At 40.8% G+C, this 17,216-nt stretch carries 16 protein-coding genes; 4 read left to right on the top strand and 12 right to left on the bottom strand.

Annotated features, from left to right (window positions below):
• Nucleotides 1-193 precede the first annotated feature (193 nt).
• The 10 genes from BM095_RS07815 to BM095_RS07770 all read right to left on the bottom strand — a co-directional run bounded on the left by BM095_RS07815 (nt 194) and on the right by BM095_RS07770 (nt 10,407).
• Entirely contained in the window at nt 194-1,183 is a 990-nt protein-coding gene (locus tag BM095_RS07815) for a class I SAM-dependent methyltransferase (RefSeq protein ID WP_091660938.1), read from the bottom strand.
• A gap of 179 nt (nt 1,184-1,362) precedes the next feature.
• Nucleotides 1,363-1,785 carry a GerW family sporulation protein gene (gene ytfJ / locus BM095_RS07810; RefSeq protein WP_091659921.1) on the bottom strand — a complete coding sequence of 141 codons (423 nt, stop codon included), beginning with the start codon at nt 1,783-1,785 and terminating at the stop codon, nt 1,363-1,365.
• Nucleotides 1,785-2,468 (bottom strand): DUF2953 domain-containing protein, encoded by a 684-nt coding sequence (locus BM095_RS07805; protein WP_091659919.1) that lies wholly within the window; start codon nt 2,466-2,468, stop codon nt 1,785-1,787. Before BM095_RS07805 ends, ytfJ begins: the two co-directional genes overlap by 1 nt.
• 190 nt (nt 2,469-2,658) lie before the next feature.
• Entirely contained in the window at nt 2,659-3,162 is a 504-nt protein-coding gene (locus BM095_RS07800) for an RDD family protein (protein ID WP_245757848.1), read from the bottom strand.
• 11 nt (nt 3,163-3,173) lie between these two features.
• Nucleotides 3,174-4,181 carry a signal peptide peptidase SppA gene (gene sppA, locus BM095_RS07795; protein WP_322787602.1) on the bottom strand — a complete coding sequence of 336 codons (1,008 nt, stop codon included), beginning with the start codon at nt 4,179-4,181 and terminating at the stop codon, nt 3,174-3,176.
• Between the two features lie 26 nt (nt 4,182-4,207).
• Nucleotides 4,208-5,800: an amidohydrolase gene (locus BM095_RS07790; RefSeq protein WP_091659915.1), complete on the bottom strand. Its 1,593-nt coding sequence runs from the start codon at nt 5,798-5,800 to the stop codon at nt 4,208-4,210.
• 27 nt (nt 5,801-5,827) lie between these two features.
• The gene (gene thiI / locus BM095_RS07785) at nt 5,828-7,033 is read right to left on the bottom strand and encodes a tRNA uracil 4-sulfurtransferase ThiI (RefSeq protein WP_091659912.1); all 1,206 of its coding nucleotides are present in this window, start codon (nt 7,031-7,033) and stop codon (nt 5,828-5,830) included.
• Nucleotides 7,030-8,184 (bottom strand): cysteine desulfurase family protein, encoded by a 1,155-nt coding sequence (locus BM095_RS07780; protein WP_091659910.1) that lies wholly within the window; start codon nt 8,182-8,184, stop codon nt 7,030-7,032. The genes thiI and BM095_RS07780 overlap by 4 nt, the downstream gene beginning before the upstream one ends.
• A gap of 154 nt (nt 8,185-8,338) precedes the next feature.
• On the bottom strand, nt 8,339-8,689 hold the full coding sequence (locus BM095_RS07775) for a hypothetical protein (protein WP_091659907.1): 351 nt from the start codon (nt 8,687-8,689) through the stop codon (nt 8,339-8,341).
• Between the two features lie 35 nt (nt 8,690-8,724).
• On the bottom strand, nt 8,725-10,407 hold the full coding sequence (locus tag BM095_RS07770; protein ID WP_091659905.1) for a septation ring formation regulator EzrA: 1,683 nt from the start codon (nt 10,405-10,407) through the stop codon (nt 8,725-8,727).
• Nucleotides 10,408-10,630: 223 nt separating this feature from the next.
• On the opposite strand from BM095_RS07770, the gene hisJ reads away from it, so the two are divergent.
• Nucleotides 10,631-11,428, top strand: coding sequence for a histidinol-phosphatase HisJ (gene hisJ / locus BM095_RS07765; protein ID WP_177194749.1), 798 nt, complete (start codon nt 10,631-10,633; stop codon nt 11,426-11,428).
• Here hisJ and refZ read toward each other — a convergent pair.
• The gene (gene refZ, locus BM095_RS07760) at nt 11,425-12,099 is read right to left on the bottom strand and encodes a forespore capture DNA-binding protein RefZ (protein WP_091659902.1); all 675 of its coding nucleotides are present in this window, start codon (nt 12,097-12,099) and stop codon (nt 11,425-11,427) included. The two genes, hisJ and refZ, sit on opposite strands and share 4 nt — an antisense overlap.
• A gap of 175 nt (nt 12,100-12,274) precedes the next feature.
• On the opposite strand from refZ, the gene BM095_RS07755 reads away from it, so the two are divergent.
• The 3 genes from BM095_RS07755 (at nt 12,275) to BM095_RS07745 (ending at nt 15,269) form a co-directional block, all read left to right on the top strand.
• The gene (locus tag BM095_RS07755) at nt 12,275-12,760 is read left to right on the top strand and encodes a GAF domain-containing protein (RefSeq protein ID WP_091659899.1); all 486 of its coding nucleotides are present in this window, start codon (nt 12,275-12,277) and stop codon (nt 12,758-12,760) included.
• A 350-nt stretch (nt 12,761-13,110) separates the two neighbouring features.
• Nucleotides 13,111-13,713: a 30S ribosomal protein S4 gene (gene rpsD, locus BM095_RS07750; protein WP_091659897.1), complete on the top strand. Its 603-nt coding sequence runs from the start codon at nt 13,111-13,113 to the stop codon at nt 13,711-13,713.
• A gap of 89 nt (nt 13,714-13,802) precedes the next feature.
• Complete coding sequence (locus tag BM095_RS07745) at nt 13,803-15,269, top strand: MDR family MFS transporter (RefSeq protein ID WP_091659894.1); 1,467 nt, start codon at nt 13,803-13,805, stop codon at nt 15,267-15,269.
• Nucleotides 15,270-15,341: 72 nt separating this feature from the next.
• Here BM095_RS07745 and BM095_RS07740 read toward each other — a convergent pair whose 3' ends face one another.
• Nucleotides 15,342-16,868: a BCCT family transporter gene (locus BM095_RS07740; protein WP_091659891.1), complete on the bottom strand. Its 1,527-nt coding sequence runs from the start codon at nt 16,866-16,868 to the stop codon at nt 15,342-15,344.
• Between the last annotated feature and the right edge of the window lie 348 nt (nt 16,869-17,216).

The following is a 17,216-nucleotide window of genomic DNA, read 5'->3' as shown; positions in this document are numbered from 1 at the left end:
TACGTTGAATAGTTTTCTTTTTATATTATACGTTTCCCAAGAAGTAAGGGTACGATGATATTGGCTATTTTTTACGTGGCTATGAATAGTTTGTTTTCTGTGGCAAAGCGATGCTCCCCCCTTGTTTGGAGGCCTAAACAAGAGGGGGTTCGCTCGCTGAACGTGTCATTTTTTTAAATACATAAAATGAATTCTAGCTGAGTCCCTGTTCCTTAAACCATTTGTCAATTTGTACAATCATGTCAGCTAGTGCTTCATGTTTTACGAAGGATGGAAGTTCCGCAAACAATGCCTGGCTCGGCTGTATAGCGTCCTTTCCCTTCTTTTGCAGCATCCAAATGCTTTTCCCATACTGATTTGACTTAAACATGGATTCTGGTAACTGAAGCAATCCAAGAGTGGTAGCGTGCTCTTTTATATATTTATTCAACGCTGGAGCTTCCTCGCTCTCAAACATAAAATTAGGAATTAATAAGACAAAGAATCCTCCATCTTTCACATGCTCCATACATTTTTCTATTATAAGGTGGTGCACATAAGAACGACCTTTCGACGATTTTAACTCAAAATTCTGCGCCACTTCATCTTTGGGATAATAACCAACAGGAAGATCGGCTGCTACTACATCCACAGGTGGTACAGCAAGCTGTTCAATGGCATCTTGGTGGAAAAATTCTACTTGGTGCTCTTGCAAATCAGCTAAAACGTATGCAATATGAAGCAAGGTCTCATCAACTTCCACCCCATAAGCTGCTGTATTTTTTGTTACGGAATTTAAGACAGCGCTAAGCAGATTACCGGTTCCAGAAGCAGGGTCTAAGATGACTGCACTCTCTTTTTTGGACACGAGCTTATCCACTAGATAACCGATAAACAATGCTACAGCGTCTGGGGTCATAGCATGGTGAGGTTGTACTGCCTCCTTCATTCCTTTGATAACCGCCAACTGAAATGCTTTTCTAATTCCTTCCCTTTCCATTTCCGGAGGAATATCTTGCGTTATCTTCTTTTCAAGACGAATACTCTCTTCTCTTGGAAGATCTTCTGAAACAGATTGGTTTAAAATAGCCTCACCTGCTTCAGCTAATGCTTCTAAATATGTTTTATCTGCATGCTTTTGGATGGAAACAGCTATGTCATCGACTAACGTGTATAACTTCTCAACATCTGTTATTGGCTCCATATCTACCTTTCTTCCTTTCCCCTCATATATTCTCTCTCCTTGGAAGTATAGCAAAAGGAATCTCACCTGTAATCCGTAAGGAATGATAATGATGACAAAATAACCCCCGCTGCCTTCTTCAGACACGGGGGGGGGGATATCTTAACATGAAAAACCGAGCGGGTTATATCCCAGCCCGGTCAGCTGTAATCAGTAAATGGATCGCCACTATTGGAATTGCTGTTACGTCCTTTCATCATCTCCTGAATTTTTTCCACGACTTGAGGAGTGAATTCTAACAGCTTTTCGTAAAGATGGGTGTTTTCATCTAAGTGGACCATTTTTACCCCTGCCCCACTTACAACAAGGAAGGCAATAGGTGTAATAGATACCCCACCACCGCTTCCTCCTCCAAATGGGTAGTCTGCACTCGTGTCATTTTGTCTGTCACTTGTAAATTGACTTCCCCCTGCTGCAAAACCGAAACCTACCCGAGTGACTGGGATGATCACACTGCCATCCGGTGTTTCAACCGGCTCACCAACTATTGTATTCACGTCTACCATATCTTTCAAATTCTCCATTGCTGTACGCATTAACCCCTCAATTGGATGGTCCGACATCAAGACGCCTCCTTACTATTTGTATTTAATTCCCGTGCCTTTCTCCATAACGAGAACATGCTGCCATTTAATTGTCTCAACACACTTAAACCAGCAATGATAGCATGCCCTAGTTTAAAAGCGACAATACACTTAAATTCCGTATTAAATATTGCTTTATTAAAATGAGGGAGGACATCCAGTGCAGGAGAGCATTTCATTTTCATACATGAACTTCCAACACCTGCTACCATACTTTTGGTGGACCAGAGCATCCCAGTGAGAATCCCTGCCCATGCTGCATCCCCTGTACCGATTTCGCTTCTCCACTCTAGCTTTTCAAGTTTCATTTTTCCTAACAGCCTTTTCCCGATTTTCAGCAACCCACTGACATGATTGACCAGTAACCTCAATGTATTTAATTGTCTTTTCACATCTTCTGGAGTTTCTTCAATATCTTTCTCCACTGTATCTGCGAGCGTGGAAGACGTTTTTTCTTTTATAACTAGAGAAGGAGTTTCTTCATCATATGAAATAATTGGGATCTCAAAATTCTTTGTGTAAATATACCAGATTTTCAAACTAGCCATTATATCTTGTCTCTTATTTTTCCGCACCAGCCGGAAAGAAAGCTGGACAGGCGTAACCATAATCATAACTACGATGCATATTAAAATGAGACCTGTTGTAATCACCCATTCCATACAAACTCCCTCGCTTCAGCTTGGTGTCCGTACCATTATGTCCAACATTTTCCCTGAATAACCATAAACATGAAACTTAGGAAAGGGACCCTCCTATAGGCTAAAACACGCTCAAGCTTTATTACGCTTTATCGTATGAAATAAGAAAGGGACTGCCAGGTCATAAAAATGACTTTACAGTCCCTCCGTATTATTTCTTCACATGAATTACTCTTGTCTCACCAAAAATATCATGGATGCCCTGCTTTTCTTCCATAAAGCCAACAATCAGATAGAGCACATTAGTAATGACTAAACTGCGATGAATAAACCTGCCGATAATCTCACGGAAAATGAGATCGGACCATTTAAGTGTAGACTCATCTTCTCGTATCACTTTAATCCCTAAAATCATTTTTCCTAACGTCTGACTGAAAAACTTAGTCATTAACAAGAAGTATACATAGGACACTACCGTGCTCAACAATCCCTGAATTGTGATGAATCCTAATACAGGGACAGAGGTATCTTCTCGAAATAAAAGCGGGCTAAGAATGATACCATTCACACTAAAGATAATAATTAAATCGATGAGATACGCCCAGAATCTCATCCAGAAACCTGCGTAGACACGTTGGGGAGATTGAGATGGATCTACTCGGTCATTAGCTGATTCTGTATGATTATACTCGTTGCTATACGAATTATCATCCACTGAGATCCCCCCTATTCTGTATATAAATACATAGCACGCGGTGTTTCGGAATCCATAAGAATCTCTTTTATTCCAAGCAACTCTGAGTCACTCACCATCAAACTGCGTGCTGTTGCACCTATAAATTGATTGAAGCCGAGCCCGCCATACTGGTATTTAGTAACAAGTGGATTATCCAAACCTAAATCTTCTTTCATCATGGTAATTGTATCTTCAAGTGTACCTAAGTCATCAACCAAGCCTACTTCATGTGCTTGAGTTCCCGAATAGACACGTCCATCCCCAATTTCTCGGACGGTTTGCTCATCCATTCCACGTCCTTCTGCAATTATATTGACGAAATCACCATAAAAATCATCAACCATAGACTGTAAGATCTCCTCTTCCTCTTCTGTCATCGGACGATCTCCAGCCATTATATCCTTGTATTCTCCACTCTTTAAAGTGTTAAATTCTAAACCAATATTATCAGCTAATTCTGAGTAATTAATGCTCTGCATAATGACACCAATTGATCCTGTCACCGTTGCTGGATGAGCTACGATTTTATCAGCTGGTGCTGAGACGTAATATCCGCCGGACGCTGCTGTATTCCCCATTGACACATAGACAGGTTTACCAAATTCTTCTTGAATCGTTTTTACTTTGTCATGGATTTCATCACTTTCTACTACCCCACCGCCAGGCGTGTTCACCCGCAAAATGACACCACTTACCGTATTGTCTTCTCCTGCCCTGTCAAGTAAGCGTAAAAATTGCTGGTGATGATACGTAGCGGAATTAACGAATGATGGTGCAGTGCCAGTGTCCTGTATGACCCCGTCCAGATTCAAAATAACTATTTTCCCTTCTCCTTGACCTCTTTCCACTACTTTTTCCTGAACCCCGTCTTCATTGCCTCCTGCGAATAATTGGTCAAAGTCGGCTGTAGCTATCGATGCCACTGTTTGAAAACCAACGGAAACAATTAACAAAAATGCTGCGATTGCTAAAGCAATCCAGCGTTTCGCGCTCATCATCTAAATCCTCCTCACTTCTTCTACGACTACTCTTCACTTTTGAATTGAAACTCTGCGTTCACTACTGTTCCTGTCACCCTCACACTATGAATGTCTTCAGGAGCAATGGTCAATAAATCTTTATCTAAAATGGTAAAATCAGCTTTGAAGCCAGGTGATATTTTGCCAAATACGTTTTCTTTACCAATCGCTTTCGCACTGCCCGTCGTATATAAGGAGACTGCTTCAAATGGTGTAAGCTTTTGTTCTGGCAAATAACCTCTATGTTGATCACTAGGGTGCTTTCTATTGACTGCCGCATCAATCCCTATAAGGGGGTCGACCGGCTCAATTGGCGCATCAGAGCTGCCTGCACATGAAACCTCACTATGTAACAAAGTTTTCCATGCAAACGATGTCTGTAGGCGTGTATTACCTAGTCTTTCATTTACCCAAGGAAAGTCCGATAGAACGAAACCGGGCTGCAAATCTAACACGACCGGAAGACGCGCTAACCTCTCAATCAAATCAGGGGGCGTTATTTGCGCATGGATAATTCTATCTCTTTTTCCCTCTGAAGGATGCAGCTCCAAGGCTTCGATTGCATATTCTAATGCTAAATCACCAATTGCATGGATAGCCACAGGCATTTGAGCGTCACGTGCTTTTTTGACGAGAGCAAAGAGTTCTTCCCGAGTCTGAATGGCTACACCAGATGTATGTCTCATGTCACAATACGGTTCTCGTAATAATGCCGTTCTTCCCCCAAGTGCTCCATCCGCGAAAATTTTCATCGCTCCGAAAGATATATTCTCATTGACATCTCCATACGTAAAACCCAGCTCCAGCATATCCTCTAACACTTCGTGATGGACAAGCAAATTAGCTCGGAATTTAATCTCTTCTTCCTTTAAGACGTCCTGAAACACACTAAACGTCTGGCGAAAGCTCTCGTAATAATTTAAGTCTTCTGTGTGCCCTCCTGTTAGCCCTTTCTTAAGCATGAGCTGCACAGCTTTCTTTAATGCGGCTCGTAACTCATTGCTGCTAACTTGTGGCTGGACTTTTTTAACCATGTCGCACGCTTGGTCCAGCAAATAACCTGTCTCTTCTCCAGATGGTTTTCTGACAATCACTCCCCCATCGGGATCCCGTGTATTTCTGTCAATTCCCGCCATGCGAAGAGAAACGGAGTTAGCTAAGGCAGCATGACGACAAATCCTTGTAAGAAATACTGGGTTTTCAGGGGCGATGTCATCTAATTCTTCTTTCATCAAAATTCGTTGATCTGAGAAATTATTTTCATTCCACCCTTCACCAACCAACCACTGTCCCGGAGTTAATGAAGCAGCTTCCCGACGTAACATCTCTTTCATCTCCTGAGCAGAAGTCGCTGAAGATAAATCCAGACGAAGCATCGTTTCGCCAAGGGCAACCATGTGAAGATGACTGTCAACAAAGCCTGGAAACATAGTGTTTCCTTGAAGATCCTCGTATTTTTCTATTCTTGTATGTTTGTCCTCCAAATCTTCTTTACTTCCTGCCTCCACCACATGCCCATTTTCCGTGTAAACAGCCTCGACATGCTCTCCTTCTTTTCTCATCGTGTAAATTTTTCCGTTAAACCATAATGTGCCCACTCTTTCACCAACTTTTCCGTGCTATCCTCATAAAAGGTCATCCATTTCTTCTTCAATCGCAGCCTTCTCTTCCATTTTTACCGTTTCCACTCTGTTGATAGCATCCTTTATCAATGGTTCAAAATCGAATCCTTCCTCAAAGTAAGCCGCCTTATCTCTGCGTGGTTTTGTGACTGAATCATCCGGTAAGAAGATAGTACAACAATCTTCATATGGGAGAATAGAGATAGAATACGTTTCGATACCTTTCGAAATATCAACCACTTCCTGTTTATCCATCGTTACTAGCGGACGTAAAATAGGTGTGTTAGTTACTTCATTTATCGTATACATGCTCTCTAACGTCTGAGATGCCACTTGTCCCAGGCTCTCACCATTCACAATCGCTTTCATGTGCCTAGCTTGAGCCAGTCGCTCTGTAATCCGAAGCATCATTCTCCGCATAATAGTCATCGCATAATTAGAGGGGATTTCTTTGTGTATGGCTTGCTGTAATTCTGTAAAAGGGACAACATGCAATGTAATAGGGCCACCAAATCGAGTCAGTACCTTCGTCAAGTCTTCTACTTTTTTCCTGGCCCGTTCATTCGTGAAGGGAGGACTATGAAAGTGCACTGCTTCTATTTCTGCTCCCCTCTTCATTGCTAAATATCCAGCTACAGGGCTATCAATTCCTCCAGATAACATTAATGCAACTTTCCCTGCTGTACCAACGGGAAGCCCTCCGGCTCCTTGTGTACGCCCACACGTTATATACGTACCCTGCTCTCTTACTTCCACAGTAACTTCCACATCGGGATGATGCACATCAACACGGACATCTTCCGTGTTTCTCAATATGTGGGCGCCTATTTCTTTATTCAAATCCTGGGACCGTACGGGAAACGACTTGTATGAACGCCTAGCGCTCACTTTAAACGTATCTTTTCTGCCCTCGGTCTGTTCAAATGCTTGTAACGCCGTCTCTTTTATCTCATCAAACTCGTTTGGCGACTTCATTGCCAAGCTAAAAGAAGAAATTCCAAATATCGGCTTAATTTTCTCCATGACAGGCCCTGGTTCCTCACCGCGAAGCTCAATTACCATTCTCCCATACGTCCTTTTTACCTTACAGGAAGAATGGCTTCGTAATGCATGCTGAATATTACGCCTTAGCCTCTTTTCAAAATCGTTTCGATTTTTCCCTTTCAAAGCGAGTTCACCGTAGCGTACTAAAATATGGTCATATCTCATGAACGTTTCGCTCCTAACACTTTATTCATTTCAGTCAACGTTTCTTTCAATTGGTCTACAAACTCCTTAACATCTTGCTCTTCTGTGTCTATAGACAGGCTTATCCTGACCGCACTTTTTGCTCTTTCTAATCCTAACCCGGCAGCCTGTATAACTTCACTTGGCTCTTCTAACTTAGAAGAACAGGCTGACTTTGTGGATATATGAAAACCTCGTTTCGTTAAGGACTGGACGATTACTTCGGGCTTCATACCAGGGAAAGACACATTTACAATATGCATCGCTGATGATTCGATCGGTGTATTAACTTTAGCTTCTTCTAGATTCAGAAGGGAGTCCATTAAATAATCCTTCATTGTGACTAAACGATTGCTGTTTGATTGGAGTTGTTCACGAGTTAATCTAAGAGCTTTTGCCATCGCTACGACACCGGGTACATTTTCTGTTCCTGGCCGTAACTCTTGCTCTTGACCTCCGCCGTGAAAAAGTGGAGACAAAACGACTCCTTCTCTTTTGTATAAAAGACCTGTCCCCTTCAGTCCATGGAATTTATGTCCAGATATAGTAGCCATATCTACGTAACAATCTTGAAAGTTTAACGGGAGCAGCCCTGCCCCTTGCACATGATCAGTATGAAAATATAATTTAGGGTATTTTTTTAGTCTATTGCCGATTTCTTCGATAGGCTGAATAGTGCCCATTTCATTATTCACATGAATAATGGAGACGAGAATGGTGTCTTGTCGTATTGCTTTTTCCACTTCATCTGGATGTACTTTTCCTTCTTTATCTACAGGCACATATGTTACTTCAAAGCCGAACGCTTGCAAATCTGAAAAAGCTTCTTTGACAGATGGGTGTTCTACTGATGATGTTATAATATGCTTCCCTCTGTTTTGGTGCTGAAGTGCAATTCCTTTAATAGCTAAATTGTTTCCTTCTGTACCCCCAGAAGTGAAAATTAATTCCTCAGATTTCACCTGCAGAAGTGAAGCCAAGGATTCTCTTGCTTTCTTCAATAAAGTCTCCGCATCAGAACCTAACCTATGTAAGGAGGATGGGTTCCCAAAATAAGATACGGCAGCTTGTTCATATGACTTCATAACAGCAGGCCACGGTTTCGTTGTAGCACTATTATCTAAATAAACCATTTGCTCTTCCTCTTTTCACTTTGGTGAATTACTCTCTGTCCACTAAAATAGGTTGATGCAACAGTTAATCTTATCACAAATATACGGAGAAAAAAATGTAAAAACTAGCATAGAAAAAAGCTGCCCCTCTCCCTATAAGGTGCAGCTGTTTCTATTACTCCATACTATCCATTAACTCTTCAAGTGAGATGCTTCCATCTTCAGGAGCAACATAAATGGCTGTGGAGGGGTATTCGTTATCTATTAAATGGTCTTTCTCTACTTCGGTATCAGATGCGTATGACACGTCATCCTCTGTTTCTCCCTCGCAGCAAACCTCCGTATCACTCGGTTCTTGCAATGTATCTACTCCTAAAGATTTATCTAACTCCGACGCTAACTCTTCTATTGATTGTTGATCATACGTATGTTTCTCCGGTTGATTCCAAGGGATTGATATAAAAACAACTAACCACACAGACAGACATAGCACTGCTGATAATATAAGGATGAATATGTTCTTCATCATACATGACTCCTTTAATCCGGCTGCAATCTGTCCTATTCCCCACTGATCTTCCCTACTGCATTAGGCTCTTTTTCTTCAATAGCCTGAAGAGCAACGTTCACTGCCTCATCATAATATCCTTTACGAAAATGCTCTTCAGCCTGAAGCAAAGCTTTGTTAACTGTTTCTGAGTTTCGTCGGTATTTATTCCCATATTGGATCGCTCGTTCCGCCAGCTTGGCCTGTCTCATGGTAGCTTGGATTTGTTGGTGAACTTTCGTAACGTATTGTTCCGCTTCTTCTGATAATGCCGAAACTTTTCCCATCTCGACCGGTACTTCCTCAATAGCTTCTTTCGCTGCTTCTAACCTCTCTTCGGCTGCATCCAGTTCATTTAGCAAACTAGAAGGGACCTTAGGAAGAAATGATTTTTGCAGGCTTAACTTATCCTGCAAAAGTTGACGACGTTGCTTCTTCAACGTTTCCATTGCTTTCAATTCATCTTTTCTCAACATATAAAGTTTTTCCTTCGATTGCTGCATGTCTTTCTGCAATGATTTGACAGCTTTCTCTAGCTCTTCTAAACTCTCTTTCATTCCGAGAAAGGAAAGTTTCTGATGAATTGCCGCGTCTTCAAACACATGCCACTTCTTCACTTGCTCTTCTATCCCAGCCGCTGTTTCTAGTTGACGTTTATTTTCTTCATCCGGAATCCGATAACTGACTTCGACCTTTTCACGTTCTGAAGCTAATTCATCAAGCTGGTCCTCTAGACGATCAAGACTTTCTCTAACGAGTCCTGTCTTTTCTTCCACAAACAGTCTGGCTTCTGCCTCTTGCTCGAGAGAAATATAAATATGCTCCAAATACGCTTTTATTTCTTTCGTGCGGTCTTCCACTCTTTCTAATTCCAGTTGATAGATATGTTTCTTTAATTCAGGAAGCTCCTTCTTTACTTCCTTTAATTGATGGTGGAAATCAAAATGGTCAAGACGATAACCATCTGTCTCCATTTCTGACATACCCATCTCTACTTCTTCTATCTCTTTCGGCAAGTTAGAGTCCACCTCAACAAGCAGGATAGGTACTTGTTTTAATCTTTTTTCTTCCTCACTAACCGCGTTACTTAATTCCTTTATGATATGACTTGCTTTTATGTAATTGCCCGCTTCTGTTTCAGAATCGAATTGGGCAAATGTTTCTTTAAATTCCCGCAAGCGCCCCTCAAAAATGTTAGCTGTTTCTCCCAATGAACGCCAATTTTGAGAAATGAACTTTTGCATGGTGTCATATCTTTCTCTCAATTCAGATATTCCTTCTCGACTCTCTTCTTCGCTGTTTACTAGTTCTTCCACTTCAGCGAAAATGGTCTTCACCATTTTATCTATGTCATCTAACTGGTAATTGACCCCGTTAATGAACTCTTTTGCTTTTTGAAAACGATATTTATTCGCTAATTCTTCTATGTCAAAAAGAGCTTCATCAATATCTGGAAGATGAACTCCTAGGATTTCCTCCCATTCAGAGCGCCACTCTTCAAATTTCTCCTCCGTCTCCCCTGACATAATGAGTCCTTTGACCTTGCTTATTTCTTCAGCTACCGGTTCATTTGCAATCATTGTTTTCCGCTTTTCCAATAGGTCAACATCTTTATATATTTTTCGTCGGAAAACAGCTCCATAAATAATAACCGCAGCAATAATGACAGCTGCTGCAATAACAATGTATACCATCATGAGTCTTCACTCCTGTTTTCCAGCCATTCTTCATCCTAATAAAGGTGAATACGTGTATTTTCGAGTTTTGTAGCAATAATCCTGCTTATGTAAGGTTAAATTCTGTGATTTTACGTCATATATCTCAATTTCTTACTTTATGATAACATGGAAATGCTTGTTATGTAGATAAATGGTTAAAAAAATGAAATTTTACCTTTTCCCTTAGAAAGGAGTTTGAAGGATGAGAATAAAAAAGGATGGGCATATACATACTCCCTACTGTCCTCATGGATCCTCTGATACATTTAAAAAGTATATAGAACGGGCAATCGAAGAGAACGTAACGACAATTACCTTTACAGAGCACGCCCCGCTTCCATCTGGATTTACAGACCCCGTCCCTAATCAAGACAGCTCTATGCCGTTATCAGAGATCAATAACTATTTCAATGAGATAGAACGGTTAAAAAATTACTATAAAAACGATATAACCATATTAACAGGACTGGAAGTAGATTACATTGAAGGGTTTGAAAAAGAAGTACGATCATTTCTTAACGAATATGGCCCATTGCTGGATGATAGCATTTTGTCCGTACACTTCTTAAAAGCAAACCAACAATATATCTGTCTCGATTACAGCCCAACTTCTTTTCAGGAACTAGTTTCCGAAACAGGCTCGGTAGAAAAGGTTGTTCAACTTTATTTCGATACGCTTCTATTATCGATCCATAGTGACCTGGGTGACTTTAAACCAAACCGGATTGGACACATGACACTTGTTCGTAAGTTCTATAAAAAATATGGTGACTTAGACATAAAAAAACAAGCCATTCACGTATTAGATGCTGTTAAAACAGAAGGAATGGAATTAGATTACAATGGAGCGGGTACTGCAAAGCCGCTTTGTGGCGAACCCTATCCTTCCGACTATATTGCATTAGAGGCAAAAAAAAGAGGCATCCCTCTCGTTTACGGTTCGGATGCACACCAAGCAAAAGATATGATGCAAGGATTGAATCAAATGATTACTATTTAAGGTTTGACCGCACCGTATTCACGAATCTCTGCGATGAGCGGAAAAGCCTTCTCAAGTTCTTCTTTTTGGCGAAGAAGAGTTTTAGAAGCCCAGGTTCGTAATTCTTTTTTATAAACAGAAATAAAATGGGATTCTTGGGGGTGCAATTGAAACACTTCTCTAACATATTGGTGATGGAGAAACGGCATCATTACCATCCCGCGAAATTGCATAATAGTCCAACTGAGAGGAAGCTTATGAAACACCCCCTCCTGCATCCCCTTTTTTAAAATAATAGAATATAAATGTTTTTCTTTCATTAAATAAGTACTCGTTATTTCGCGAATCAACATGGAATCGAGCGTCATTTCTCGCAATACAAAGCGTGCTCGTAAATGGTTATCTTTCATATAATGCAAGCTTTTCTCCGCCATATTCATAATCTTTTCAAAAGCACTGTCATTCTTTTCTTTTACTTCTGCTTCTAGTACATCTAAGTACCCCTCTAAGTAATCAATCATTAGAGCTTCTAACAAACCTTGTTTTCCACCGAAATAATAGGAAATGAGAGAGACATTTCCTCCTGCTTTTGAAGCAATTTCTCTCACTGACGTCCCATTAAATCCTTTATTTGTAAATAGTATGGTAGCCGCATCCAACAACTTCTCTCTCATACTTTCAGCAACGGACATCTTACCCCTCCCTTTCCAGTTCCAGTAATTGAGGACTCATTATTTAACTATTTTCCTTTTATAACAAGGGTTTTCCTGCCAGAAGTTATCGACACTTTCTCTATTTTTTCGCCTCCTGCTATTTTCATAGAGGGACGGATGCTATACTAGGTGGTATGCAAAGGGAGGAGATATAGTGTTTGAACAATCCGCATATACCGGTAATACAAAAGAAAACAATGAAGCAGTACTCACTCAATTAACCGCCCTTTTAAAAGGAGAGAATAATCAAGTAGCTAACTTAGCTAACGCTTCAGCGCTGTTGCACCAATATTTGACAGACGTGAATTGGACTGGCTTTTACTTATATAACGACGGAGAACAAGAGCTGACACTTGGACCGTTCCAAGGGCTTCCAGCATGCGTGAGGATTCCTCTAAAAAAAGGAGTTTGTGGCACAGCTGCCGATGAAAGAAAAACAATTAGAGTCAATGACGTTCACCAATTTCCTGGTCATATTGCATGTGATGCAGCTAGCCGGTCAGAAATAGTCATACCTCTTATAAAAGGAACTCACCTTCTTGGTGTTTTGGACATTGACAGTCCTTCTTATCATCGATTCACAGAGGAAGATGAAAAGTTCCTGGAAAAATATGTCGCTACATTAATAGAATTTTTATAAGGTACTGTTTTAGAGACATAAATGTTCATACGTAGTCTAACTAATTTCATTGCAAATGATTTTCAAATTGCAGTTATTTTCCTTAGTATGTCCTCTCGCTATATTTACATTGACTTTGTTCATGCAACTCGTTTATAATGTACTTTGTGTAAAAAGACAGCCTGGACAAACTTAATGTGTACACCCTTTTCATTTTGTTCCTTCTGTCCGCGGCTGAATGATAGACAGAAGGTGTATCACGTAACCTCTAGCTGTCGAGGCGAAGATACATGAAAACGAAATGAGCATGTTAAGAGATTGTCATTGTTGTTCTTTTTCCAACTACTTTTAATATAAAAGGAGGCACTTGTATGGCACGCTATACAGGACCATCTTGGAAAAAATCCCGTCGTTATGGAATCTCCCTGAGCGGGACAGGGAAAGAACTAGAAAAACGCCCTTATGCACCAGGAGAGCACGGACCAACACAAAGAAGAAAACTTTCAGAGTACGGTCTTCAGCTTCAAGAAAAGCAAAAACTTCGTTATATGTATGGATTGAATGAACGTCAATTCCGCCGTACTTTCGAAGAAGCAGGTAAAATGCAAGGAGTTCACGGTGAAAACTTCATGATTCTCTTGGAGTCTCGCCTGGATAATATCGTTTACCGTCTCGGTCTCGCTCGCACTCGTCGTGCGGCGCGTCAGCTTGTTACTCACGGCCACGTCACAGTGGACGGTGGAAGAGTTGACATTCCTTCTTATCGCGTGAAGCCAAACCAAACAATTGGTCTCCGTGAGAAGTCTCGTAACCTAACTGCAGTAAAAGAGGCACTAGAGGTAAATAATTTCGTACCAGAGTATGTGACGTTTGATGAAGACAAGATGGAAGGAACATACAATCGTTATCCTGAGCGGTCCGAACTTCCTTCCGAAATTTCCGAGGCGCTCATTGTTGAGTACTACTCTCGTTAATTTTGTTTTTTATTATTTACGATTTTCTACCCTGAAAACGATACGTTTTCAGGGTTTTCTATGTCTTAATTTTGAAAAGGGGAAATAACATGACTGACGATACACATTCTTCCTCGTGGGGCCTGCCTCCTAGACAAAAAGGGGCAATGATTGCAGCGTTATTGACAGGGGCTTTTATGGGAATTATCAATGAAACTCTTTTAGCTACAGCATTACCCTCCATACAGAAAGCATTCTCTATCAGTCAAAGTGAGGTCCAATGGTTAACCACTGCTTTTTTAATGGTAAATGGGATTATGATTCCTATATCCGCTTTTTTAATTGAACGATTTTCCACGCGACAATTATTCCTGACAGCAATAGGTTTATTCGGAATGGGCACCGCGATTGCAGCATTAGCTCCGACTTTCACCGTTCTATTGCTAGGTCGAGTCGTACAAGCAACTGGATCTGGCATCATGCTTCCGTTACTTATGACCGTTTTGCTTGCTGTTATCTCCGTGGAACGTCGAGGAACAGCTATGGGCATGATCGGAATAGTCATTGCTTTTGGTCCAGCGATCGGCCCTACTTTATCCGGCTGGCTTCTCGCACATTTCACTTGGAGATCTCTATTTATTACGGTACTTCCGGTTGTAGTCATAACTATATTGGTGGCCTATTTGTTTTTAAGAAATGTTACCGAACTCCGCAAGCCAAAAATAGATGTCTTATCTATTATTCTTTCTACGTTGGGATTTGGTTCCTTTCTATACGGCTTCAGTGTGCTCTCAGAAAAAGGATGGAACAGCCCTATCGTTATAGCAAGTATAGCAACAGGAGCTATCGTAATTAGCCTTTTTGTTTGGAGACAATTTTCTTTAGACACTCCTATGTTGGAGTTCCGTGTCTTCAAGTTCCCAATGTTCACTATGTCTATTGCCATAACAATGGCTGTTTTAGTTTCACTTATTGGAGCAGAAACATTGCTTCCTTTATTTATGCAAAATGTTCTCCACTTTTCCCCATTAGAATCAGGTTTAATGCTTCTCCCTGGAGCTATTGTAATTGGAGCCATGTCACCAATCACAGGGAGACTATTTGATAGATTTGGGGCCAAGTGGCTTGCTATTATAGGACTTACCGTAGTAACGATTACTACCTTTATGTTCACACGCATTTCATTAGAAACGACTTTCACTTATTTAACCATTATATACGCAATCCGGATGTTCGGACTTTCCTTTGCTTTGATGCCGGTGATGACTTCTGCCTTAAACCAGCTGCCTCCAAAATGGTATGCTCACGGATCAGCTCTAGCTAACACATTGCAACAAATTTCAGCATCGATAGGGACTGCCATTTTAGTAACATTGGTAGCATTAGGGACTCAACGGTTTGCTCCTACAACTGCAGTCCCTGAAGAAAACTTTCAACTGCTTGCAGAGATTTCTGGTTACAAATGGGCATTTATGGGCAGTACTTTACTGGCTTTTGTAGCATTGATTATAGCCTTGTTTCTGCACCCGCCCTCTAAAGAACGAGAGATTGTGAAACAACTTCACAAGAAAGTATAGAGGAAGAGGATGGGAAAAAATATAGATGCCTAGGCAAAAAGCGGAGTGTTTTCATTAGAGAACACTCCGCTTTTACCAGTCTTCCTCTTCTTTTACCTTCTTTTTCACTTTCCCTTCTGTTTTTAAGGACTTAAAAATCGCCCTCATTAATACAAGCATAATAATAGTAAAAGGGAAAGCAGTAATAGTAGCGGTAGCCTGAAGTCCTTTAATCCCCCCGCCTGTTAGTAAAACAGCTGCAATTGAAGAGATGAGTAATCCCCAAATAATCAACGTTCGATTCTTAGGCTCCATATCCCCTGCGGATGAAAAAACTCCAAGTACATAAGTTGCTGAGTTGGCAGATGTGATAAAAAATATTCCTATCAAAAGGAGTGCCGCGAGGTTAAAAAGGAATCCTCCTGGGAGTTGTTCCAAAACTAGAAAAAAGCCTATCTCAGGTGTTTGCAGTACTGAGCTTGCAATATTTGCGTCCGTGTACATTTCTAGTTGTAATCCCATTCCTCCAAAAGTAACAAACCACAAAACGGTAACCAACGTGGGCACGAATAACACTCCAATGACAAATTCCTGCAGAGAACGACCTCTAGACACTCTTGCTATAAACGTACCAACAAACGGACTCCATGAGATGACCCACGCCCAATAAAACATAGTCCAGTCGCCCATCCATTGATTGTTTGTATAGGGAGTCGTATTAAAACTTAGTGAAATAAAACTAGAAACATATTCTCCTAATGTTTTCGAAAAATGCTCTAAAATAAAAACAGTTGGTCCAAGTATAATAGCTAACACTAACAATATCCCCGCTAGTCCGAGGTTAGATATACTTAAGTACTTCATCCCTTTGTCTAATCCCGTAACAGCAGAGGTTAAGAAAATAATTGTCACAGTACCTATGATAACTAGTTGTGTAACGACTCCGCCACTGAGCCCGAAGACTTGAGATAACCCACTTTGTACCTGTAATGTACTTAATCCTAAGGAAGTTGCGATTCCTACTGTGGTAGCCACAATAACCACAATATCGATTACACGTCCTGGCCATTTATTAATGCGATCTCCAATAAGAGGGTAAAAAGAGGAACTAATAAGGCCAGGTAAATCCTTACGATACTTTGCAAAAGCCAGCCCTAAGGCTACGATAGCATATACTGCCCATGGATGAATGCCCCAATGGAACACGCCAAACAACAATCCTTTTTCAGCCGCCTCTTGTGTTTCAGATTCTACTCCTGGTGGAGGAGACACGTAATGAGATAACGGTTCGCCGACTCCCCAAAATACTAGTCCCACACCCATTCCCGCTGCAAACAACATACCAAGCCAAGTTAGAAATGAATATTCTGGTTTGTCCTCTTTTTTACCAAGTTTCATTCTTCGAAAGGGACCGAAACCTAAGTATAAGCAATATCCAACAAATAAAGCAGTTGAAATGACATAAAACCAGCCGAAATTAATGATCATTTGATCCATAACCCAAGTCATAGTGCTAGTCATTTGCTCGGAAGCTATTAAGCCCCATAAAACAACACTAAATATTATAATCGCGGAAATGATAAAGACGAGATGTGGTTTTAAACGTTGCTTCACATTCATACTGTCTATCGACCTCCCTTTGTCCTATACCACTGTTGGGAGGGAGTAAACTAAGAAGGGCTGTATCAAAAGGTCATAAAAAATGACCTTTTGACAGCCCTTTTTTCAATTCTGTAAGCTTCGTTGTTAAAATGAAATTCTCCCCTTTCGTATAAATGGCTCTTCAGGTTCGCTTGCCGCGGGCAAGGCTTCAGCTAACCGACGGAAGACCGCCGTCGGTGGATCTTCAGCTCTTGCTTTTCCCGCAGGCGTCTCACCTGATCGCCAACCAAAAATAAGGGATGAAAAAAACTTCAACATTCTTTTTTTATATCAAAAACACAAAAAAATCGCCGCTTTCAGTATAAT

It is taken from the genome of Alteribacillus iranensis (assembly GCF_900113025.1).
Lineage (GTDB): Bacteria > Bacillota > Bacilli > Bacillales > Marinococcaceae > Alteribacillus_A > Alteribacillus_A iranensis.
The sequence above is the reverse complement of the archived record's forward strand: the minus strand, read 5'-3'. Positions and strand labels throughout refer to the sequence as shown.

Coding starts and splice junctions, on each gene's coding strand:
- BM095_RS07775 (WP_091659907.1), bottom strand. CDS start 8,689: ATGAAGAACATATTCATCCTTATATTATCAGCAGTGCTATGTCTGTCT.
- BM095_RS07745 (WP_091659894.1), top strand. CDS start 13,803: ATGACTGACGATACACATTCTTCCTCGTGGGGCCTGCCTCCTAGACAA.
- ytfJ (WP_091659921.1), bottom strand. CDS start 1,785: ATGTCGGACCATCCAATTGAGGGGTTAATGCGTACAGCAATGGAGAAT.
- hisJ (WP_177194749.1), top strand. CDS start 10,631: ATGAGAATAAAAAAGGATGGGCATATACATACTCCCTACTGTCCTCAT.
- BM095_RS07740 (WP_091659891.1), bottom strand. CDS start 16,868: ATGAATGTGAAGCAACGTTTAAAACCACATCTCGTCTTTATCATTTCC.
- sppA (WP_322787602.1), bottom strand. CDS start 4,181: ATGATGAGCGCGAAACGCTGGATTGCTTTAGCAATCGCAGCATTTTTG.
- rpsD (WP_091659897.1), top strand. CDS start 13,111: ATGGCACGCTATACAGGACCATCTTGGAAAAAATCCCGTCGTTATGGA.
- BM095_RS07770 (WP_091659905.1), bottom strand. CDS start 10,407: ATGATGGTATACATTGTTATTGCAGCAGCTGTCATTATTGCTGCGGTT.
- BM095_RS07815 (WP_091660938.1), bottom strand. CDS start 1,183: ATGGAGCCAATAACAGATGTTGAGAAGTTATACACGTTAGTCGATGAC.
- refZ (WP_091659902.1), bottom strand. CDS start 12,099: ATGTCCGTTGCTGAAAGTATGAGAGAGAAGTTGTTGGATGCGGCTACC.
- thiI (WP_091659912.1), bottom strand. CDS start 7,033: ATGAGATATGACCATATTTTAGTACGCTACGGTGAACTCGCTTTGAAA.
- BM095_RS07780 (WP_091659910.1), bottom strand. CDS start 8,184: ATGGTTTATTTAGATAATAGTGCTACAACGAAACCGTGGCCTGCTGTT.
- BM095_RS07805 (WP_091659919.1), bottom strand. CDS start 2,468: ATGGAATGGGTGATTACAACAGGTCTCATTTTAATATGCATCGTAGTT.